The following is a 20425-nucleotide window of genomic DNA, read 5'->3' as shown; positions in this document are numbered from 1 at the left end:
AGTCGCGTCACACCGTGGTACGACACCGGGATCAACCCCTGGTGGCACGCCTCGTGACGGGGTCGGCCCGTAGCCTCCGGATGGTGAACCGGCAACCGATCGCCGTGGCCCTGCGGGCGCTGCGGCAGACCCTGCTGGGCCCGGACGCCCGGCCCGAACGGCCGCTGCTGGCCCGTTGGCCCGGGCCGGGCCGCTACGCCGCGCCGGTCGGCCTGCTCGCCGCGCTCGGTCTCTTCCTGATCACGCTGACCGTGGAGACCGACTGGGGCCTGCCGCCGCCGATCGCGCTCCTGTTCGCGGTGATGACGGTGGCGCCCCTGCTGGCGCTGCCCCGGCGTCCGCTGCTGGCCTGGCGGCTGACGGTGCTGGCCCTGCTGATCTGCACGTTCAACGCCCCTGCCGACCAGGCCTGGCCGTGGACTCCGCCGCTGGCGCTCGGGTCGATCGCGGTGCTGGCGGTGGTCGTCGCACGGGTAGACCGGCCGGTACTGGCCTGGGTGGTGACGATCAGCACGGTGCCGGTGCTCACCCTCGTCCATCCCAACAACCGGGTTCCGGTCCTGCTGCTGCTCGGCGCGTTGGCGATCGTCGGCGACCTGGTCCGCCGCAACCGACTGTCCCGGCGGGCGCTGGCCGCGCAGGCCGAGCTGAGCGAACGGGAGCAGGAGCGCCGCGCGGTGTTGGAGGAACGCACTCGGATCGCGCGCGAGATGCACGACGTGGTGGCGCACCACATGTCGCTGATCGCGGTGCAGGCGGAGACCGCCCCGTACCGGTTGACCGACGTGCCGGCGCCGGCAGCCGCCGAGTTCGTCGCGATCGCCGCCTCGGCTCGCGACGCGCTCACCGACATGCGGCGGCTGTTGGGGGTGCTGCGCAGCGAGGCGACCGGTCCGCAGACCGCACCGCAGCCGAACCTGACCGACCTGGGCGCGATGGTGGACGCGGCGCGCCGGGCCGGGCTGCCGGTCTCCCTGGACGCCGAGCCGATGGACGACGACCGGGTGCCCGCGCCGGTCGGGCTGGCCGCGTACCGCATCGTGCAGGAGTGCCTGGCCAACGCGGCCCGGCACGCGGTCGGGGCCGCGGTGCGCGTCACCGTCCGCACCGGTCCGTCCGGGCTGGGGGTACGCGTCGAAAACTCCCCGGCCGACGTCCGACCGACCGCCGACGGCGGCTCCGGGCACGGCCTGACCGGCATGCGGGAGCGGGCCACCTCGCTCGGCGGTACGTTCAGCGCCGGGCCGCTGCCCGACGGGGGTTACGCGGTGGCGGCCGAGTTGCCGTACGACGTGGAGGGCGGGAACGCGTGATCAAGGTGCTGATCGCCGACGACCAGGCGATGGTCCGCCAGGGCTTCGGCGCGCTGCTCGCCGCCCAACCGGACCTGCTGGTGGTGGGTGACGCCGCCGACGGCGCGCAGGCCGTCGCCGCCACCCGCCGGCTCGACCCGGACGTGGTGCTGATGGACGTGCGAATGCCGGTCATGGACGGGCTGGAGGCCACCCGCAAGCTGCTCGGCGACCGGTCGGCGCAGCGACCCCGGGTGCTCATCCTCACCACCTTCGACCTCGACGACTACGTGTACGAGGCGCTGCGCGCCGGGGCCAGTGGCTTCCTGCTCAAGGACGCCCCGGCGGCCGATCTGGTGCAGGCGGTGCGGGTGGTGGCGGCCGGGGACGCGCTGCTCGCCCCGGCGGTCACCCGCCGGTTGATCGCCGAGTTCGCGGCCCGCCCGGACCGTCGTCGACCCCGCCCCACCGACCTGGCCGGGCTGACCCCCCGGGAGACCGAGGTGCTGCGGTTGATCGCCCGGGGTCGCAACAACGCGGAGATCGCCGGTGACCTGGTGGTCGCCGAGCAGACCGTGAAGACGCACGTCGGGCGGATCCTGGCCAAGCTGGGGCTGCGCGACCGGGCCCAGGCCGTGGTGCTGGCGTACGAGACGGGTCTGGTGGCCGCCGGCGAGTAGTCCCGGGGAGCCACCCCGCGGACGGCTCCCCGGGACGATGACCGCGCACCGCCCACCCGCGCACTGTCCCTCCGGACGACATTCCGGAGGGAGAACGAGATGCGACGACGAGGTGCCGGCCGGGTGGTGCTGGCCACGCTGCTCGGCGTGAACCTGGTCCTGCCGACCCGAGCCGAGCCGGTCGCGGCGACGGGGTTCGTGGAGGCGTACCCGGTCACGGCGGCGGCGATGCGCGCGGCCGGCCCGCCGTACGCGGACTGGGCGGCCGACGGGCGCCGGTTTCTGTCGTTCGACACGCGTGGCGACGGCCGCGCGGTCGAGGTGCTCGGCGACCTGGCCGGCGCGGACCGGATCGCGGTGCTGGTGCCGGGGGTGGGTAGCACGCTGGCCGACTTCGACAGGGGGTTGGGCGGGGTCGCCCACCGGGCGCCGGCGGTGCAGGCCGGGCAGCTCTACCAGCAGGTGCGGGTGAGCGAGCCGTCGGCGCGGGTCGCGGTGCTGGCCTGGCTCGGCTACGACCCGCCCGACGGGGCGTGGACGGCCGCCGGTGGCCTCAGCGCCCGACGCGGCGCGGCCGGGCTGGCCGGGCTGCTGCGGGAACTGGCCGCGCGCCGTCCGGCGGCGACAATCACGCTGGTCGGGCACAGCTACGGGGCGCTTGTGGTGGCCCTGGCCGCGGCGGACGCCCCGGCCCAGGTCACCGATGTGGTGAGCCTCGGCGGCGTCGGCGCGGGGGTGCAGCGCGCCGACGAGTTGCCCGGCGGGCGGCGGTTCTGGGCGGCCGAGGCCGCCACCGACTGGATCCGGCGGGTTCCGTCGGTACGACTGCCCGGTCTGGGTTTCGGCCGCCGCCCCGGCGACCCGTCGTTCGGCGCCCGCAGCCTGCCGGTGGGCGGGGTGAGCGGGCATGACGGCTACCTCGCCCCCGGCAGCGCCACGCTTGTCGCGGTGGCGGCGGTCGTGCTGGACGGTGTCGACGCCGACCGGATCGGGGACGCGCGGTGAACCGGGACCGTACCGTCGACGCGTTGCGGGCGTACGCCATCGGCGGGGTGGTGCTGGGGCACTGGCTGGTCACCGGGTTGGTGCTGACCGGCGACGGCGGGTTGCGCCAGGCCAGCCCGCTCACCGCCCTGCCCGCGCTGGCCCCGGTGACCTGGGTGTTGCAGACGCTCGGGCTGTTCTTCTTCACCGCCGGCTTCGGCTCGGCCCGGTCGTTGGCCGGCCACCGTGGCGGTCCGGGTGGCTGGTTGGCCGGTCGGCTGCGCCGGTTGCTGCTGCCGATGGTGGCGCTGCTGGGGGTGGGCGCCGCCGTGCTGCTCGCCGCCACCGTCGCCGGCACCCCGGACGACACGCTCACCGTCGCGCTGCGGCTCGCGATCAGTCCGTTGTGGTTCCTCGCGCCGCTGGTGTTCCTGATCGCGATGACCGGGCCGCTGCGCACCGCCGTACGCCGGTGGGGGTGGGGTCGTTGCGTCGTACCGGCGGTGGTCGTGGTCGCCGCGGCGGACCTGGCGGTACGCCTGCTGCCGGCCGGCGGCCACCTGCCACCGGTAAGTGTCGTGGCGGCCTGGTCGGTGCCCTACCTGCTGGGCGTGGCGCACGCCGACGGGCGGTTGGTCGGTCGCCGGGCGGCGGGCACGCTCGCGGCCGGTGGGGTGACCGTGTTGGCGGCGTTGTTGGCCCTGGGTTACCCGGTGAGCGCGGTCGGCGTGCCCGGGGCCGGGGTGTCCAACCTGAACCCGCCGTCGCTGCTGGCCGTGGCGCTGGCGGTGACCCAGGTCGGGCTGGGGCTGCTCGCCCGGCCGGCGCTGGAACGGCTGCTGGCCCGGCCGTTGCCGGGCCGGGCGGTGACCAAGGTGAACAGGTGCGCGTTCCGGATCTATCTGTGCCACCAGCCGATACTCGTGGGGGTGACCGCGCTCACCGCCCGCGGTGGGCTGGCGCTACCCGGGTTGCACACCGTGCCGGACGACGCGGGCTGGGTGCTGGCGCGCTTCTGCTGGCTGCCGGTGCTGGCCGCGGTGCTGGTCACGGTCGTGCGGGCGGGCCAGTCGAGATCGCCTCGCCAGCCGGGCGGCCCAGGGGTCGCCAACCGGTCGGCCGAGTGCGTCTCGTCGGCGTCGCAGGTGTACGATCATCGACGTTCCGGCCCGCCCGACTTGCAGGAGGTGATCGCTGTGCGAGATAGCGATCCTCCCAGTCGTGGCCGGGCCGATGGTCAGCCCCGCTGAGCCACGACTCAGTCTGGTGAGCTGACCCCGCTCCGCTCCCCCACCCCTCGGCACACGCCGGGGTGTGTCGCGCCGTCCGGTTCGCCGACGGTCGCCGGGAGCCGCCCGGTCACGACTTCGTGTGCGCGTCCCTACCCCTGCGGTCCGCCCCCGCACGCGGACCGTCCAGCCGCCACCCGGAGACGTCCATGAGCCGCTACGTCGCCCCGCTGGGCTTCACCCTCGCCGCCGTCTGGGTGGCCATCGTCTTCGTGCTGGCCGGCGGCGGCCACTGAGGTGCTGACGGCCGGCGGCGGCCACTGAGGTGCTGACGGCCGGCGGCGGCCGGTGACCGCCGCCGGTCCACCGCTTCAGATCATCCGCGACGACCACAGCAGGCTGAGCGCCCCGGCGCACAGCGCCAGCAGCAGAGCCAACCCGGCGTACCACTGGGTCACCTCCCGCGGCTCGGTCCGGAAGCCGATCGAGCTGCCCATGTCCTGGTAGACCTGCTTCAACTCGCTCACCGAGGCCGCCTCGTAGAAGTAGCCCTCGGTGGTCTCGGCAAGCTCGGCCAGGGCCAACCGGTCCACCGGCACCCGCTGCAACTGCCCGCCGATGTCGACCTGGCCGGTGTCGGTGCCGAACGCGATCGTGGAGACCGGGACGTTCGCCGCCTGCGCGGCCGCCGCCGCCTCCTCCACCGCCCTACCGGAGGTGCGGAAGCCGTCGGAGAGCAGCACGATCCGTGCCGGCGGGATGCCCGCCGCGCCGTCGGCCGGCACCGACCGGATCGCCTCCAGACAGGTGAACACCGCCTCGCCGGTCGCGGTCGCCTCGGCCAGCACCAGACCGTCGATGGCACCTGTCACCGCGTCCCGGTCCTTGCCCGGCGGCACCAGCACGTTCGCCGCCTTGGCGAACGACACGAGACCAAGGTTGTAGCTCTCCGGCAGTTCAGCGACGAACTGCTTGGCCGCCTCCTGGGCCGCCTCCAGCCGGTTCGGCGCCACGTCGTCGGCCTGCATCGACAGCGACACGTCGATGGCGAGCATCACCGTGGCCCGTTCCAGCGGCTCCCGGGTGTCCACCGCCGGCCGTGCCAGCGCGGTGGCCAGCACCAGCAGGCAGAGCAGGAACGCCGTCGCCGGGACGTGCCGACGCCAACCGAGCCCCTTCGGCGCCACCGCACGCAGCAGGTCCACGTTCGTGAACCGCATCGCGAACGCCCGACGGTGTAGCTGCCGCCAGACGTAGAACGCCGCGAGGGCGAGCACCGGCAGCACGGCCAACAACCACCACGGTTGCATGAAACGGATCATCGTGTCGTCCCCCGGGTACGCGCGTGCCGCTGCGCGGCCACGAATCGCACCATGTCCAGCAGCCAGTCTCGGTCCGTACGCAGACGCAGGTGGGCCGCGCCGGCGCCGCGCAGGGCGGCGGCGATCGTGGCCCGTTGGGCGGTCGCGGCCTCGGCGTAGCGCTGCCGCAGCCGTGGATCGGCGGTCTGCACCTCGTGCAACTCGCCGCTCTCCGGGTCGACCACCGGCAACACACCCACGTCGGGCAACTCCAGCTCGCGCGGGTCGATCACCTCGATGGCGAGCACGTCGTGGCGGACCCGCAGCTTGCGCATCGGCCGGGCCCACTGCTCGGCCGGCGCGAGGAAGTCCGAGATCACCACGACCACCCCGCGCCGGCGGGGCGGCCGGTTGAGCATCTCGATCAGGGCGCCCAGGTCACCACGGCCCGGCTGGATGGCGGTGCCGGCGAGGGTACGCAGCAGGCCCTGCGCCTCCTTGCGGCCGGAGCGGGCCGGCAACCGGGTGAGCACCCCCGGTCCGGCCGGCGGTGGTGGTCTGCCACGCCAGCGGCGGGCCGGTGCGGACACGCCGCCGCCGGTGCCGATCACCGCGCCGATCCGGTTGCCGCCGCGCACGGTCAGGTGGGTGATGGCTGCCGCGGCGGCCACCACCACCTCGCGTTTGAGCCACTGCCCGGTGCCGAAGTCCAGGCTGGCGGACAGATCCACCGCCAGCCAGGTCTCCAGTTCCCGGTCGGCGACCGTACGCCGCACGTGGGGTGTGGTGGTCCGTGCCGTGACCGGCCAGTCCATCCGGCGCACGTCGTCGCCCGGGCGGTACTCCCGGGATTCGCCCGCCTCGCTGCCCGGCCCGGGCAGCAGACCGGCGTAGTCGCCCTGGAGCAGACCGTCGAGTTTGCGGGTGACGAGCAGTTGCAACCGGGACAGCACTGCCTCGCTGCGATCGGGGGCGGGACGAGGGGTGGGTGAGCTCACGGCCGCTGCCCGGGCCAGCCAGCGCCCGGCGGCGGCGCGGTCGTCGACGGAGTGGCCTGCTGCCGGGGCGCGACCGCCGGCAGGGGGATCGTCGACATCACCCGGTGCACGATGTGGTCGGCGGGCACGTCGTCGGCGAGCGCGTCGTAGCTGAGCACCAACCGGTGCCGCAGGATGTCCGGCGCGATGTCCTGCACGTCCTGCGGCAGGGCGTAGTCGCGCCCGCGTAGCAGCGCCAGCGCACGCGTCGCCCGGACCAGGCCCAGCGAGGCGCGAGGGCTGGCCCCGTACTGGATCAGTTGGGCGACGTCGGGCATGCCGTGCTCGGCGGGGGCGCGGGTGGCCAGCACCAACCGGACCGCGTAGTCGACCAGGGCGTTGTGCACGAACACCTGGTCGGCCTTGCGTTGCAGGGCGATCAACTCGGGTGTGTCGAAGACCGCGGTCGGCTCGGGCGCGGACACGCCCATCCGGTAGACGATCTCGCGTTCCTCCGCGTCGGTCGGGTAGCCCACCACGATCTTCATGAGGAACCGGTCCCGCTGCGCCTCCGGCAGCGGGTAGACGCCCTCCTGCTCGATCGGGTTCTGGGTGGCCATCACCAGGAACGGGTCGGGCACCCGGTGGCTCTCGCCGCCGATGGACACCTGCCGCTCGCTCATCACCTCCAGCAGCGCGGACTGCACCTTCGCCGGCGCCCGGTTGATCTCGTCGGCGAGCAGGAAGTTGACGAAGACCGGGCCCAGCTCCACGTCGAACTTCTCGCTGGACTGCCGGTAGATGCGGGTGCCCATGATGTCGGCGGGCACCAGGTCCGGGGTGAACTGCACCCGGGCGAAGGACCCGCCGACGACCTTCGCGAGGGTCTCCACCGCCAGGGTCTTGGCGACCCCGGGCACCCCTTCGAGCAGGCAGTGGCCGCGAGCGAGCAGCGCGACGAACATCCGCTCCACCATCCGGTCCTGCCCGACGATCACACGTTTGATCTCGAACATCGCCCGCTCCAACAGGGTGGCGTCCTGCGCGGGTGTGGTCACCGCCGCGGGTGTCTGCGGTGCCGCCCCGTTCGGCGTCGGGGCGTCGGGCATGGTCGGCTGGGCCACCGGTCCTCCACAGCGTTTGTCGGTCGTCGCGGCTCGTGCGGTATCAAGACTCGCATGCCTTGCTGAGTGTCGAGGTGGGGAGAAGCCGATTTTCGCCGCGCCGTCCCCAGCAGCAGAATCGCCCGACGAGGGTGTACAAGGACCGGCCTGCCGCGTGTACGATTCACCCCGTCGCCGGGCGGCTCCCCCCGTGGTCGCCCGGCGATCAAACTTTCCGTCCGGCCACCCTAGACTGGCCCGGATGAGCATCCCCTCCACCGCCGACGACGCCCTGGTCTGCTCGGCCCGCGGCTGTCGGGCCGCCGCTGTCTGGACCCTGGAGTGGAACAATCCCCGGCTGCACGACGCCGAGCGGCGTAAGACCTGGCTGGCCTGCGCCGACCACCGGACCAGCCTCGGTGACTTCCTGGACGCTCGCGGCTTCCTGCGTGCCGTCACCGCGGTGCCGGGATCGCCTACGCTCGACACGTGAGCACCCCCGGCGCCCCACCGCCTCCCGGATCCGACGCCCCGACGGCCGCACCGGCGGGCCCAGGGCCGCTGGAGCCCTGGCCCGACACGGTCCGCTGGCAGCCGATCTCCACCGATCTGATCTGGGTGGAGCTGATCCGGTTGGCGATCGTGGTCGCCATCGGGCTGGCGGCGACCGGGGTCGGCTGGGCGTTGAGCGGCCACTGGTCGCTCGGGCTCGCCGTCGCCGTCGTGGTGCTGCTCGGCGGGTGGCGGGCGGTGGCGATCGTCCGCGCGGTCCGGGCCTGGGGGTACGCCGAGAGGGACACCGACCTGCTGGTCCGCCACGGGCTGTTGGTCCGCCGGCTCTCCATCGTCCCCTATTCGCGGATGCAGTTCGTCGACGTCAGCGCCGGGCCGCTGGAGCGCGCCTTCGACCTTGCCACCGTGCAGTTGCACACGGCCGCGGCGGCGAGTGACGCCCGGGTTCCGGGGCTGCGCCCGGCGGAGGCCTCCCGGCTCCGCGACCGGCTCACCGCGCTCGGCGCGGACCGGGCGGAGGGGCTGTGAGCGCTGCGACGAGGTGGCGTCGCGGGCCGCGCCGCGACCGACCTGGCACGTCCGGCGCCGAGCACCGCCCGGGCCGGGGGCCGGCCCGATGAGCGACGGTCCCGCCGAGCCGAGCACCGCGCCACCCGCCGACGCAGCCCCGCACGGCCCGATGCCACCCGCCGACGCGGCCCCGCACGGCCCGATGCCACCCGCGGACACGGCACCGCACGGGCCGGTGCCGTCGGCGGAGTCCGCCGCGTGGCCGGCGGCCGCTGGTCATGGTGAGGGCGAGCCTCGGCAGCGACTGCATCCGCTCAGCCCGCTCCTGCACGGTGCCAAGTCTCTGGCCGTGGTCATCGCCGGGTTGTCGTGGTCGACGCTGTCCCGGGTGGGTTTCGGCTGGTTCGCCGCCATGGTGGCGGTGCTGGCGCTCGGCGCGACGGTGCTGTCGGTGATCAGCTGGTACAACACCGGCTACCACGTGGTGGGCCGCGAACTGCGGGTGTACGAAGGGCTGCTCTGGCGGCGTACCCGGGCCATCCCGTTGGAGCGACTACAGGCCGTCGAGGTGGTCCGGCCACTGCTGGCCCAGCTCAGCGGTCTGGCCGAGTTGCGTCTGGAGGTGGTCGGCGGCGGCAAGACCGAGGCGCCACTGGCGTACCTCGGGGTGGCCGACGCGGCCCGGCTGCGCGAGCGGCTGCTGGCGCTGGCCGGGCGGGTGACGCAACCGACCGTGCCGGGCGACGCGGCGCCCGCGGTGGTCCCGGGGTCGGCGGCGCCACCGGTGCTGGCCGCGCCGGGCCGGCCACTGCACGCGGTACGCAACCAGGACCTGCTGGTCAGCCAACTGCTCACCCCGCAGGCGTTCCTGCTCCCGTTCGGGGTGGCCTTCGTCGTGGTGCAGTTCGTCACCGCGGGGTCGTGGTCGTTCGTCGCGGTGGCGAGCACGCTTACCGCGATGGCGGGCGTGCTGCTGCAACCGGTCCGCCGGGTCCTCGACGACTGGAACTTCCGACTGGCCCGCGACGGTGGCACGCTGCGGGTGCACAACGGCCTGCTGGAGACGCGGGCGCAGGCCGTGCCGCTGGCGCGGGTACAGACCGTACGGGCCACCTGGCCGCTGCTCTGGCGGATGAAGGGCTGGCTGCGGCTGCGCCTGGAGGTGGCCGGGTATTCGCTCGCCGACGCCGACGACCGCAACCGGCCCGACCGGCTCCTGCCGGTCGGTGACCTGCCGACGGCGACGATGATCGTGGCCGAGGTGCTGCCCGGGGTACGCCTCGACACCCTGCCGCTGACCCCTCCACCGACCCGCACCCGCTGGCTGCACCCGCTGGGCCGTCGCGCGTTCGGCGCGGGTCTGTTCGACGAGGTTTTCGTCACCCGGTCCGGGCGGCTCACCCGGCAGTTGGTGATCCTGCCGTACGCCCGGATCCAGAGCGTGCGGGTGGTGCAGGGGCCGGTGCAGCGCCGCCTGGGGCTGGCCACCGTGCACGCGGACACCGCGGGCGGTTCCGGTGCCACCGCCCAGGACCGCGACCTGGCCGAAGCGTGGGCGATCGCAGCCGAACTGACCACAAGGTCCCACCAAGCCCAAACCAAGACCTAACCCCCACCCCACCCCACCCGGTCCCCGCCCCCTCCCCCGCGTCCTCCCCCTCCCCCGCGTTGATCATGAGGTTATTGCCCTGACACGCCGTGCGGGAGGGCAATAACCTCATGATCAACGGGGAAAGCGCCAGGGGGCCGGGGGCCCGGGGGTGGGGGTGGGGGCCGGGGGCGGGGGTGGGGGCCGGGGTGGGGTGTGGGGGTGGGGTTAGTGGTCGGCCGGGACTGGGGGGTGGGTTCTGGGGGTTTCTGGGCCGCGTGTGGGTGGGGGCTCGGGTTGGCCGGGCGGGGGGTCGGTGGGATCGGTGGGCTGCTCCGTGGGGCGTGCCGCCTTGGCGCTCGGATGGCGGACCCGCCAGGCCGCCCAACCGCGCTCCGCCAGGCCGACCGCCAGGAAGGTCAGCCCCACGTACGCCCAGCCGACCAGCACGTCGATCACGTAGTGCTCACCCGAGTAGACCAGGGTGAAGGTCATCGCCAGCGGGTACGCGAGCAGCAGCGGCCACCAGCGGCGGCGGGTGGTGGTCAGGAAGAACAGCACCACGAACAGCGCCCACGCGGTGTGCAGCGACGGCATCGCGGCGACCGGGTTGGACGCGATCTGGCCGGCATTGAGCACGTTGCCGGCACCGTGCATGCCGAACGCCTTCCAACCCCGGGTGGAGATCCGGGCGACCTCGGTGAGCAGGCCGTTCTGCGCCGCCCACCACGGCGGGGCGGCCGGGTAGATGAAGTAGGTGACCAGGCCGGCGGCGCAGAGGAAGCCCCAGCGCCGCATGTACGCCGCCCAGCGGTGCCGGTCGCGCAGCCAGAGCACCGCGGCGGCGGTCAACGCGACCACGAAGTGGGAGAAGTACACCCAGCTCGCGGCGATGTCCCACCAGTGCACCTGCGGGCGGTAGAGGTGCTGCTGCAACCAGACGGTGGGCACCTCGCCGCCGGTGGCCCAGCCGAACATGAACCGGTCGGCGACGATCAGCTCCATCGCGTGCGGGGTGGCCCCGTTGTCGGCGAACCCCCGCGAGAGGTTGTAGACGACGAACAGCAGCACCACCGGCACCCAGTCCCGGGCGAAGCGCAGGTGACTACGCCACGGCCGGTCGCTGTTCCAGGCGATGGTCGCCGCCCAGATCCAGACGAAGGCGTACGTGGGGTCGGTCGGCAGCCCGATCGCCAGCCACGCGGCGACGAAGGCGACGGCCCACACGCTCATGGCGACGACACGTCGACGACCCCCGTCGCCGGACGCGGGCGGGTCGGTCCGGGCGGGGGGCTGGGGGTCAGTCACGACGGCCATCGTCGTCAAGGTTAACGACGGGTACGGCATCGACAGACGGGGACCACCCGTCGGTCGTTCGGGGTGGGGTGCGAGCGGATCGCCGGGCGCGTGCCCGACGCCTGCACCGAGCACCTAGGCTGACGACCATGCAGGAGCAGCCCGAGCCGGCCTTCGCGCCGGGTCTGACCGCCCAGGTCGAGTTGACGGTCACCGACGCGGACACCGCCCAGGCTGTCGGTTCCGGGGACGTACCGGTGCTGGGCACTCCCCGGGTGCTCGCCCTGGCCGAGGCCGCCACCGTCGCGGCGACGGCGACCGGGATGCCGGCGGGGTCGACGACCGTGGGGACGCGTGTCGAGCTGGAGCACCTGGCGCCGACAGTTGTCGGCCGGACGGTCCGGGCGCAGGCCCTGCTGGCGACGGTCGACGGCCGTCGACTGTCGTTCGAGGTCACGGTCAGCGACGGGGACCAGACGGTGGCCCGGGGCCGGGTGGATCGGATCCTGGTGGACCGGCAACGCTTCGTCGAGCGCGCCGGACGATCGTCGTGACCGCCAGGTTCGTCGAGGTCGCCGACCGGGTGCACGTGCTTCGCGAACCACTGCTGCGGGTCAACGTCACACTTGTCGTCGGCGACGACGAGGCGCTCCTGGTGGACACGCTCTCCTCGGCCGCGCAGGCCGCCGAGTTGGCCGCCGCCGTCCGGGCGGTCACCGACCGCCCGCTGACGCTTGTCAACACCCACCACCACTACGACCACTGCTTCGGCAACGCCGTCCTGGCCGGCGACCCACCCCGCCCGGTGTACGCGCACGAGCTGGCCGCCGCGGCCCTGCGCCAGGACCCGGAGCGGCTGCGCCGGGAGGCGTACGAGGAGCTGCGCGAGGAGCATCCGGCGCTCGCCGCCGAGCTAACCGACACCCCACTGCTCGCCCCGACGCACACCGTGCACACGGAGACGTCGCTCGATCTGGGTGGCCGGCGGGTGCTGCTGCGCCACCCGGGGCGGGGGCACACCGACGCGGACCTGGTGGTGCACGTGCCGGACGCCGACGTACTCGTCGCCGGTGACCTGGTGGAGCAGAGTGGCCCGCCCGCCTTCGAGGACGCGTACCCCCTGCGGTGGCCGGACGCGGTCGCGGACCTGCTGCGGCTGACCACCGCGCGCACGGTGGTGGTGCCGGGTCACGGCGACCCGGTGGGCGTCGATTTCGTCCGCGCCCAGCATGCCGACCTGGTGCGGCTGGCCTGGTTGATCCGCGCCGCGCACACCGGCAGCGCGCCGCCGGAGCGGGTGGCCGCGGAGGCTCCCTTCGGCGCCCGCGCGGCCCTGGTCGCCGCCCGCCGCGGCTACCGGGAGCTGGACGGCGAGGTCTAAGGCCTGTGTCAAAGTCCTCGGTCGAGCCGAGGCGGAGTCCAGGCGGCGGTCCCGGCAAGGCGGAGATCGGTCCGAATACCGGTGTTTCTATCCGGGTCAATCTCCAACGCGGCCGGTCGTCGTCTGGGCCCGCCGCAGACCGGCCAGGGGCTTTGACACGGGCCCTAGGCCGGAAAACGGCTGTCGACGTCGGCGCGGGTGGGCATGGCGGTGGCGCCACCGGGCTTTTCGCAGACCAGGCCCGCCACCCGCAACGCGAACGCGACCCGCTCGACCCAGCCCGCCGGGGAGTCCGGTTCGCCGTCGAGGAGCAGGTCGGCGATCAGCGCGGCCATTACCGAGTCACCGGCGCCGGTGGCGTCGATCGCGTCGACCTTGGGGGCCGGCACCCGGACCGGGTCGGCGTCGGCGGCGGCCAGCACCGCGCCGGCCGCGCCGAGCGTCACCACCACGGTGGCCGCCCCCAGCTCGCGCAGGTACGCGGCCACCCCCTCGACCGGTTCACCGGGATAGAGCAGCGCGGCGTCGGCGGCGCTCAGCTTGACCAGGTGCGCGCCGGCGGCGAACTCGGCCACCACCTGGCGGAGCCCGTCGGGCGCCTCCGGCCCGTGCAGCAGCCGGGGGCGCACGTTCGGGTCGAAGACCCGCAGGCCGGCGGCGAGCGACCAGGCACGGCGGGCGGCGGCCAGCGTGTCGGGTTGGAGCAGCACGATCGAGCCGCAGTAGAGCACGTCGGCGCCCTCCAGCAGCGCCAGGTCCAGGTCGTCGGGGCCGAGCAGGCCGTAGGACGCCGGTTCGCCGTAGAAGCGGAAGTCGGGTTCGGGCCCGGCGTACGTGACCACCGCGAGCGTGGTCGGCGCCGGCACCGTCACCGCACCGGCCACCCCGACGTCGGCGGCGGTCAGGAAGGCGCGGATCCGGCCGCCCAGCACGTCGTCGCCGAGGGAGCCGACGAACTGTGCCGCACCACCGAGGCGGGCCACCCCGACGGCGACGTTGAGCGGCCCGCCGCCGATCGCCTGCCGGTAGACCCGTTCCCCGTCGCGCTCGCTGTCGAGCAGGTCGACGAGCGCCTCGCCGAGCACCACCGCGTACCCCATGCCGATCCTCCCGTCGCGGCCAGCCCACCGCCGGCCGTCGCCCGCCGAGCCGGTCGCCGTGCCACCAGGCTGGCACAGCGGGCCGCTCGGTGGGCGCCGAAGCGGCGCACGGGGCTACCCCGGCCGGTGGACCGGCCCGTCGAGCGCAGCGAGGGGGCGACCGCTGCCACCCCAGCGGGCCGCGACGATCTGCGCGGCCACGCTCACCGCGGTCTCCTCGGGGGTACGACCACCGAGGTCCAGCCCGATCGGGGAGGCGAGCCGGGCGAGTTGCTCCGCACCGAGCCCTGCCTCGCGCAGCAGCTTGTGCCGCTCGTCGTGGGTACGCCGCGAACCCATCGCGCCGACATACGCCAACCGGTGGCGCAACGCCAGTTCCAGCACCGGCACGTCGAACTTCGGATCGTGGGTGAGGACGCACACCACAGTCCGCCCGTCGGCCCGGCCCGCGTCCAACTCCGTCCGCAGGTAGCGGTGCGGCCACTGCACCACCACCTCGTCGGCGTCGGGAAAGCGCCGCGCGGTGGTGAAGACTCCTCGGGCGTCGCAGACGGTGACCCGGTAGCCGAGGAACGCACCGATCCGGGCGACCGCGGCGGCGAAGTCGATGGCCCCGAAGACGATCATCCGGGGCGGGGTGGCGTACGCGGTCACGAAGAGGCTGACGCCGCTGCCGCGCCGCTGCCCGTGGTAGCCGTAGCGGAGCACCCCGCTGTGCCCGGCGGCGAGCAGCCCGGCGGCGTCGACGGCCGCGGCGTCGTCGAGCCGGTCGTCACCCAGCGAGCCGATCGACAGCTGACCGGTCAGCACCAGCCGCCGCCCCAACCGCCGAGCCGGATCGGTCGGCGGCGCGCCCGGTGAATCACCGGCGTCGGCGGCCACGCAGGTGACCACCGCCGCCGGTTGGCCGCCCCGGCGGGCGGCGGCGACCGCCGCCAACTCCGCCACGGCAGCGGGGTCGACGCGCTCCACGAACACGTCGAGGATGCCACCGCAGGTCAGACCCGCGCCGTACGCGTCGTCGTCGCTGATGCCGTAGCGGATCAGCTCAGCCGCGCCGGTGTCCAGCACCCGGCGGGACCGTTCGTAGAGGTCCGCCTCGACGCAGCCGCCGGAGACGCTGCCGGTGACCGTGCCGTCGATCGCGACGGCCATCGTCGCGCCGGGCGGCTGCGGCGCCGAGTGCCAGGTGGCCACGACGGTGGCCAGGCCGACCGACTCACCGGCGCGGCACCTGCGGTGCACCTCGTCGAACACGTCCGGCACCGACCGCCGCCTCTCCGCCTCCGTCGTCCCCGTCCGCAGGATATGGCGTTCGACGGCGGCCGGTGGGTCAACCCATCCATCGAGGAACAGCTATTGCGCGGCGCGGCGGGGCGTGGTGGGATGACGGGTACCGGGCGGTGCGAGGGCTGCCGCGCCACCGGTTGCCGGGTTCGACACACGCGAGGGCGCCGGTCCCTGACAGGACCGTTGATGGCGCGCGTCCACCGGCCGGTCTTTCGCCGGGGCACGTCGCCGTGATCGTCGCACCGTTCACTTCAGCGGGGCGAGCAGGCCACGTCCCACCCGTTTGCGGCGGGACGGCTCGGGCGGCACGCCTCGCGAGTCAGGAGAACCCGTGAACCGTTCCCGTACGGCCGCGTTGCTCACCGCGGCCATGACCCTCGCGCTGGGCGCTGTCGCCCTGGCGTCCAGTCCCCAGCCGGCCGCCGCGCACGGCGCGGCGATGACGCCGGGCAGCCGCACCTACCTGTGCTGGCAGGACGGCCGCAGCCAGACCGGTGAGATCCGGCCGAACAACCCCGCGTGCTCCGCCGCGGTGGCGCAGAGTGGGGCCAACTCGCTCTACAACTGGTTCAGTGTGCTGCGCTCCGACGCCGGCGGCCGGACCACCGGTTTCATCCCGGACGGGCAACTGTGCAGCGGCGGCGCCACCGGTTTCCGCGGCTACGACCTGCCGCGCACCGACTGGCCGCTGACCCACCTGACCGCCGGGTCCCGGCTGGACTTCAAGTACAGCAACTGGGCGCACCACCCGGGCACGTTCTACTTCTACGTGACCAAGGACAGCTGGAGCCCGACCCGGGCCCTGGCCTGGAGCGACCTGGAGCAGCCGTTCCTGACGGTGACCAACCCGCCGCAGCGCGGCTCGGTCGGCAGCAACGACGGGCACTACTACTTCAGCGGCAACCTGCCGTCGGGTAAGAGTGGCCGGCACATCATCTACTCCCGCTGGGTGCGCTCGGACTCGCAGGAGAACTTCTTCGGCTGCTCCGACGTCACCTTCGACGGCGGCAACGGTCAGGTGACCGGGGTGGGCCCGGGTACCGGTTCGCCGTCGCCCGACCCGACGACCCCGCCGCCGGACCCGACCACTCCGCCGCCGGACCCGACGACCCCGCCGCCGGACCCGACCACCCCGCCGCCGACCACCACCCCGCCGCCGAGCGGCGGTGACTGCATGGCGGTCTACAAGGTGAGCAGCACCTGGCAGGGTGGCTTCCAGGGCGAGGTCACGATCATGAACCACGGCAGTACGCCGTTCAACGGCTGGACCGCGAGCTGGACCTGGCCCAACGGGCAGTCGATAAGTCAGATCTGGAGCGCCACCCAGACATCGTCCGGCTCGACGGTGACGGCCACGAACGTCAACTACAACGGCACCGTCGCACCGGAGGGCACCACCACGTTCGGCTTCCTGGCCAGCAGCACAGGAACGAACGGACTCCCGACGGTCACCTGCGCCCGCAAGTAACCGCCCCCCTGAAATGACCAAGAGGTTTGCGTCACCGGAACTGCTCCGGATGACGCAAACCTCTTGGTCAACAGGGTGTCAGCGGACCATCGAACCGACCACCGGCTTCGTGAGCAGGGCGGACTGGTTGCGCTGGATGCCCGGGTCGAGGGTCTTGGCCACGAAGATGGCGTGCCAGATGCAGAAGATCAACACCGTCCACACCTTGCGGGAGTGGTCGGCTTCCTCCCGCTTGTGCTCGTCGAGCAGCCGCAGCGCGTACGACAGGTCGAGCAGGTCGCCCGCGCCCGAGGTGCTCAGCACGTGCCGGGCCCACTCGTACATCTCGCCGCGCAGCCAGACCCGGGTGGGGGTCGGGAAGCCCAACTTCTTGCGGTTGACGATGGCCGGCGGCACCACACCCTGCAACGCCTGACGCATCGCGTACTTGGTGGCGTCGGAGCGCGGCGGCAGCTTCAGGTCCACCGGGATCTTCGCCGCGACGTCGAACACCTCGCGGTCGAGGAACGGCACCCGCACCTCCAGCGAGTGCGACATCGAGATCCGGTCGGCCTTGACCAGGATGTCGCCGCGCAGCCAGGTGTACAGGTCGACGTACTGCATCTTGGTGACGTCGTCCAGCTCGGTGCACTCGGCGTAGATCGGGGCGGTGACGTCGGTGTAGCGCACCGAGGGGTCGTAGCGGCGCATCAGGTGCTGCTTCTCCTCCTCGGTGAACATCCGCGCGTTGCCGTAGTAGCGCTCCTCGATCGGGGTGGTGCCCCGCTCCAGGAAGCTCTTGCCCTTGACCCCCTGCGGGATCGCCTTGGAGACCGCGCGCAGGCCCTTCTGCACCCCGCCGGGCAGACCGTTGACGGTGCCCAGCGACAACGGCTCCCGGTAGATCGTGTAGCCGCCGAAGAACTCGTCCGCGCCCTCACCGGAGAGCACCACCGTCACATGCTCGGCGGCCTTCTTGGCCACGAAGTAGAGCGGCACCAGCGCCGGGTCGGCCACCGGGTCGTCCAGGTGCCAGACGATCTTCGGCAGCGCGTCGATCATGTCCTGCGGACCGATCTTGGTGGGGATGGTGGTGACGTCCAGGTGCCGCGCCGACTCCTGGGCGACGTCGATCTCCGAGTAACCCGGGACGTCGTAGCCGACGGTGAAGGTCAGGATGTTCGGGTTGAACTCCCGGGCCAGCGCGACCACAGCCGTCGAGTCGATGCCGCTGGACAGGAACGAGCCGACCGGCACGTCGGAGCGCATGTGCATGCGCACGCTCTCCCGCAGCGTCTCCCGGATCTCGTGGTAGAGCTTCTGCTCGTCGTCGACAGGCGCCGGCCGGAACACCGGCCGGTACCACCGGCGCACGTCGATGCGCCCACCCGGGGTCCAGTTCAGGTACTCCCCCGAGCCGATCCGGCTGATGCCCTTGTGCAGGGTGCCGGGCTCGGGGACGTACTGCAGGGTCAGGTAGTGGCTGAGGCTGGCTCCGTCGACGCCCGCGTCACCCTGGTAGCTGCTGTGCGCGAACGGCAACAGCGCCTTCTTTTCCGACGCCAGGTAGAGGCCGTCGGCGGTCTCCAGGTAGTGCATCGGCTTGATGCCGAAGTAGTCGCGGGCACCGAACGCGCGCCGCTCCTGCCGGTCCCAGATGACGAAGGCGAACATGCCCCGCAGCCGGGTGAGCACCTGCTCGCCCCAGAAGTGGTAGCCCGCCACGATCACCTCGCCGTCACCGGCCGTGGCGAACTGCGCGCCGAAGTTCCTGATCAACTCCTCGCGCAGCTCGATGTAGTTGTAGATCTCACCGTTGAAGGTGAGCAGGTAACGGCCGTTCGCGTAGGGCAGCGGCTCGTGACTCGACGCAACGTCGATGATGGCCAGCCGCTTGTGGGCGAACACGCCGTCCGCGTACCGGCCGGAAGCGTCGCCGACCACCTCGACCCCGGTCTCGTCGGGGCCGCGGTGGTGCAGGCATTCCAACGCTCCGGCGATGTGGTCGCGGTGCGCGGCGGCGTTACCGTTCGCGCTGAAGAAGGCCAGAAGTCCGCACATGGTGGTCATCTTTCCACGCGCGCTGTCGGCCCGTCGCAGCCGTCCGTCGATCCGACTCCCGGGGTCACCAACGCGAACTCGGCGCGCGGTACCGTCGAGATCAGCAACGAAGCGGAGGGAGCGGCGCAATGACCGAGGGACAAACCGACGGTACGCCGACGGACGGCACGGAATCGCACGATCCGGACTTCCCGGAGGCGTTCCTGTCCTTCATGCGGCAGGGCTGGCGCGACACCGCGCTCCCCGTGACGCCCCGCCCGGAGACGCCCAACTACGCCAAGCGGCGTGCCGCGCTCTCCGCGGCCTTCCCGGGCGAGACGCTCGTCATCCCCACCGGCAGCGAGAAGGTCCGGGCCAACGACACCGACTACCCGTTCCGGCCGGGCAGTGACTTCGCCTACCTGACCGGCGACCACGACGCCGACAGCGTGCTGGTGCTGCGCCCCAACGGCTCGGGGCACGACGCGACGCTGTACATGCGGCCCCGCTCGTCCCGGGAGACCGACGAGTTCTTCCGCAGCCGCAACGGCGAGCTGTGGGTGGGCCGGCGGCACACGCTCAGCGAGAAGTCGACCGAGCTGGGCCTGCCCACCGCCGACCTGACCGGCCTGGAGGCGACGCTCGCCGACCTGGCGCCGGGGCGTACCCGGGTGTTGCGCGGTTTCGACGCCCAGGTGGACGCGGCCGTCCGCGCCTACGACGGACCGCGCGCCGAGGGCCAACCGCCCCGCGACCGGGAGCTGGCCATCGCCCTCTCGGAGATGAAGCTGGTCAAGGACGAGTGGGAGATCGGCCAACTCCAGGACGCGATCGACGCCACCGTACGCGGCTTCGAGGACGTGGCCCGGATCCTGCCGGCCGACCGCGCCGTCTCCGAGCGGCTGCTGGAGGGTGTCTTCGCGCTGCGGGCCCGCCACGACGGCAACGACGTCGGATACAGCTCGATCGTCGGCGCCGGCGAGCACGCCACGATCCTGCACTGGGTGCACAACCACGGCGCCACCCGGCCGGGTGACCTGCTGCTGATGGACATGGGCGTCGAGGGCCGCAACCTCTACACCGCCGACGTGACCCGGGTGCTGCCGGTCAACGGGCGGTTCACCGCCCTGCAACGCCAGGTCTACGACATCGTGTACGCCTCGCAGCAGGCCGGCATCGACGCCATCCGCCCCGGGGTGGCGTTCAAGGACGTCCACCTGACCTGCATGCGGGTGCTCGCCGAGGGCCTGTCCGAGCTGGGTCTGCTGCCGGTGAGCGTGGACGAGGCGATGGACGAGAAGTCGACCGTCTACCGGCGGTGGACGCTGCACGGCTTCGGTCACATGCTCGGCATCGACGTGCACGACTGCTCCAACGCCCGCAAGGAGACCTACCGCGACGGCGCGCTGGGCGAGGGCTACGTGCTCACCGTCGAGCCCGGTCTGTACTTCCAGCCGGAGGACGAGCTGGTCCCCGCCGAGCTGCGCGGCGTCGGCATCCGGATCGAGGACGACGTACTGGTCACCGCGACCGGCGCGGTGAACATGTCGGCCGCGCTGCCGCGCACCTCCGACGAGGTGGAGACCTGGCTGGCCGAGCAGCGCGAGGCAGGCCCCCGCCTGCCCGGCTGACCCGCTCGAGCCCTGACCTGACATGAGCCCTGACCCGGCTCCAGCCCTGACCCGGCTCCAGCC

The 20425-nt window shown here is 73.1% G+C and carries 19 protein-coding genes; 12 read left to right on the top strand and 7 right to left on the bottom strand.

Features of this window, described 5'->3' with window-relative positions; genetic code table 11:
• The first annotated feature begins 83 nt into the window (after positions 1–83).
• The 5 genes from ACLQ29_RS28495 (at position 84) to ACLQ29_RS28475 (ending at position 4481) form a co-directional block, all read left to right on the top strand.
• The gene (locus ACLQ29_RS28495; protein WP_425774510.1) at positions 84–1313 is read left to right on the top strand and encodes a sensor histidine kinase; all 1230 of its coding nucleotides are present in this window, start codon (positions 84–86) and stop codon (positions 1311–1313) included.
• On the top strand, positions 1310–1972 hold the full coding sequence (locus ACLQ29_RS28490; protein WP_357248668.1) for a response regulator transcription factor: 663 nt from the start codon (positions 1310–1312) through the stop codon (positions 1970–1972). Before ACLQ29_RS28495 ends, ACLQ29_RS28490 begins: the two co-directional genes overlap by 4 nt.
• A gap of 99 nt (positions 1973–2071) precedes the next feature.
• A complete protein-coding gene (locus ACLQ29_RS28485; protein ID WP_425774509.1) occupies positions 2072–2977 on the top strand; it encodes an alpha/beta hydrolase in 906 nt (301 codons plus the stop codon).
• Entirely contained in the window at positions 2974–4206 is a 1233-nt protein-coding gene (locus tag ACLQ29_RS28480) for an acyltransferase family protein (protein WP_425774508.1), read from the top strand. Before ACLQ29_RS28485 ends, ACLQ29_RS28480 begins: the two co-directional genes overlap by 4 nt.
• A gap of 62 nt (positions 4207–4268) precedes the next feature.
• Entirely contained in the window at positions 4269–4481 is a 213-nt protein-coding gene (locus tag ACLQ29_RS28475; RefSeq protein ID WP_425774507.1) for a hypothetical protein, read from the top strand.
• Positions 4482–4556: 75 nt separating this feature from the next.
• On the opposite strand, the gene ACLQ29_RS28470 is transcribed toward ACLQ29_RS28475, so the two are convergent.
• The 3 genes from ACLQ29_RS28470 to ACLQ29_RS28460 are packed head-to-tail and all read right to left on the bottom strand — an operon-like array spanning position 4557 to position 7587.
• Complete coding sequence (locus ACLQ29_RS28470; protein WP_425774506.1) at positions 4557–5507, bottom strand: VWA domain-containing protein; 951 nt, start codon at positions 5505–5507, stop codon at positions 4557–4559.
• On the bottom strand, positions 5504–6502 hold the full coding sequence (locus ACLQ29_RS28465; RefSeq protein ID WP_425774602.1) for a DUF58 domain-containing protein: 999 nt from the start codon (positions 6500–6502) through the stop codon (positions 5504–5506). The genes ACLQ29_RS28470 and ACLQ29_RS28465 overlap by 4 nt, the downstream gene beginning before the upstream one ends.
• Complete coding sequence (locus ACLQ29_RS28460) at positions 6481–7587, bottom strand: AAA family ATPase (RefSeq protein WP_425774505.1); 1107 nt, start codon at positions 7585–7587, stop codon at positions 6481–6483. Before ACLQ29_RS28460 ends, ACLQ29_RS28465 begins: the two co-directional genes overlap by 22 nt.
• A 241-nt stretch (positions 7588–7828) precedes the next feature.
• Between ACLQ29_RS28460 and ACLQ29_RS28455 the strand changes: the two genes are divergently transcribed.
• From ACLQ29_RS28455 to ACLQ29_RS28445, 3 genes are all read left to right on the top strand, one after another.
• On the top strand, positions 7829–8059 hold the full coding sequence (locus ACLQ29_RS28455) for a hypothetical protein (protein WP_425774504.1): 231 nt from the start codon (positions 7829–7831) through the stop codon (positions 8057–8059).
• A complete protein-coding gene (locus ACLQ29_RS28450) occupies positions 8056–8607 on the top strand; it encodes a PH domain-containing protein (RefSeq protein ID WP_425774503.1) in 552 nt (183 codons plus the stop codon). The genes ACLQ29_RS28455 and ACLQ29_RS28450 overlap by 4 nt, the downstream gene beginning before the upstream one ends.
• An 88-nt stretch (positions 8608–8695) precedes the next feature.
• Positions 8696–10198, top strand: a complete 1503-nt coding sequence (locus ACLQ29_RS28445) for a PH domain-containing protein (protein WP_425774502.1) — start codon at positions 8696–8698, stop codon at positions 10196–10198.
• 207 nt (positions 10199–10405) lie between these two features.
• On the opposite strand, the gene ACLQ29_RS28440 is transcribed toward ACLQ29_RS28445, so the two are convergent.
• Positions 10406–11494: a phosphatase PAP2 family protein gene (locus ACLQ29_RS28440; RefSeq protein WP_425774501.1), complete on the bottom strand. Its 1089-nt coding sequence runs from the start codon at positions 11492–11494 to the stop codon at positions 10406–10408.
• A 128-nt stretch (positions 11495–11622) separates the two neighbouring features.
• Here ACLQ29_RS28440 and ACLQ29_RS28435 point away from each other — a divergent pair, with 128 nt between their 5' ends.
• On the top strand, positions 11623–12027 hold the full coding sequence (locus tag ACLQ29_RS28435; RefSeq protein WP_357803715.1) for a thioesterase family protein: 405 nt from the start codon (positions 11623–11625) through the stop codon (positions 12025–12027).
• A complete protein-coding gene (locus tag ACLQ29_RS28430) occupies positions 12024–12854 on the top strand; it encodes an MBL fold metallo-hydrolase (protein ID WP_425774500.1) in 831 nt (276 codons plus the stop codon). Before ACLQ29_RS28435 ends, ACLQ29_RS28430 begins: the two co-directional genes overlap by 4 nt.
• Before the next feature lie 164 nt (positions 12855–13018).
• On the opposite strand, the gene ACLQ29_RS28425 is transcribed toward ACLQ29_RS28430, so the two are convergent.
• Both ACLQ29_RS28425 and ACLQ29_RS28420 read right to left on the bottom strand, forming a co-directional pair.
• A complete protein-coding gene (locus tag ACLQ29_RS28425; RefSeq protein WP_425774499.1) occupies positions 13019–13954 on the bottom strand; it encodes a carbohydrate kinase family protein in 936 nt (311 codons plus the stop codon).
• Positions 13955–14068: 114 nt separating this feature from the next.
• The gene (locus ACLQ29_RS28420; protein WP_425774498.1) at positions 14069–15220 is read right to left on the bottom strand and encodes an XdhC family protein; all 1152 of its coding nucleotides are present in this window, start codon (positions 15218–15220) and stop codon (positions 14069–14071) included.
• Between the two features lie 394 nt (positions 15221–15614).
• Here ACLQ29_RS28420 and ACLQ29_RS28415 point away from each other — a divergent pair, with 394 nt between their 5' ends.
• The gene (locus ACLQ29_RS28415; protein WP_425774601.1) at positions 15615–16712 is read left to right on the top strand and encodes a lytic polysaccharide monooxygenase; all 1098 of its coding nucleotides are present in this window, start codon (positions 15615–15617) and stop codon (positions 16710–16712) included.
• Positions 16713–16790: 78 nt separating this feature from the next.
• Here the strand turns inward: ACLQ29_RS28415 and asnB are convergent, their stop codons facing one another.
• Positions 16791–18752: an asparagine synthase (glutamine-hydrolyzing) gene (gene asnB, locus ACLQ29_RS28410; RefSeq protein ID WP_387202573.1), complete on the bottom strand. Its 1962-nt coding sequence runs from the start codon at positions 18750–18752 to the stop codon at positions 16791–16793.
• Positions 18753–18880: 128 nt separating this feature from the next.
• Here asnB and ACLQ29_RS28405 point away from each other — a divergent pair, with 128 nt between their 5' ends.
• Positions 18881–20362, top strand: a complete 1482-nt coding sequence (locus ACLQ29_RS28405; protein WP_425774497.1) for an aminopeptidase P family protein — start codon at positions 18881–18883, stop codon at positions 20360–20362.
• Positions 20363–20425 lie beyond the last annotated feature (63 nt).

This window comes from Micromonospora sp. DT228 (assembly GCF_049841595.1).
GTDB lineage: Bacteria > Actinomycetota > Actinomycetes > Mycobacteriales > Micromonosporaceae > Micromonospora.
Note: the sequence above shows the minus strand (reverse complement) of the source record. Positions and strands in the feature narration are given on the sequence as shown.

What these genes read in the sequence shown, in the direction of transcription:
- ACLQ29_RS28485 (WP_425774509.1), top strand. Translation starts at nt 2,072, where the DNA reads ATGCGACGACGAGGTGCCGGCCGGGTGGTGCTGGCCACGCTGCTCGGC.
- ACLQ29_RS28415 (WP_425774601.1), top strand. Translation starts at nt 15,615, where the DNA reads ATGACCCTCGCGCTGGGCGCTGTCGCCCTGGCGTCCAGTCCCCAGCCG.
- ACLQ29_RS28435 (WP_357803715.1), top strand. Translation starts at nt 11,623, where the DNA reads ATGCAGGAGCAGCCCGAGCCGGCCTTCGCGCCGGGTCTGACCGCCCAG.
- ACLQ29_RS28470 (WP_425774506.1), bottom strand. Translation starts at nt 5,507, where the DNA reads ATGATCCGTTTCATGCAACCGTGGTGGTTGTTGGCCGTGCTGCCGGTG.
- ACLQ29_RS28455 (WP_425774504.1), top strand. Translation starts at nt 7,829, where the DNA reads ATGAGCATCCCCTCCACCGCCGACGACGCCCTGGTCTGCTCGGCCCGC.
- ACLQ29_RS28405 (WP_425774497.1), top strand. Translation starts at nt 18,881, where the DNA reads ATGACCGAGGGACAAACCGACGGTACGCCGACGGACGGCACGGAATCG.
- ACLQ29_RS28425 (WP_425774499.1), bottom strand. Translation starts at nt 13,954, where the DNA reads ATGGGGTACGCGGTGGTGCTCGGCGAGGCGCTCGTCGACCTGCTCGAC.
- ACLQ29_RS28445 (WP_425774502.1), top strand. Translation starts at nt 8,696, where the DNA reads ATGAGCGACGGTCCCGCCGAGCCGAGCACCGCGCCACCCGCCGACGCA.
- asnB (WP_387202573.1), bottom strand. Translation starts at nt 18,752, where the DNA reads ATGTGCGGACTTCTGGCCTTCTTCAGCGCGAACGGTAACGCCGCCGCG.
- ACLQ29_RS28440 (WP_425774501.1), bottom strand. Translation starts at nt 11,494, where the DNA reads ATGGCCGTCGTGACTGACCCCCAGCCCCCCGCCCGGACCGACCCGCCC.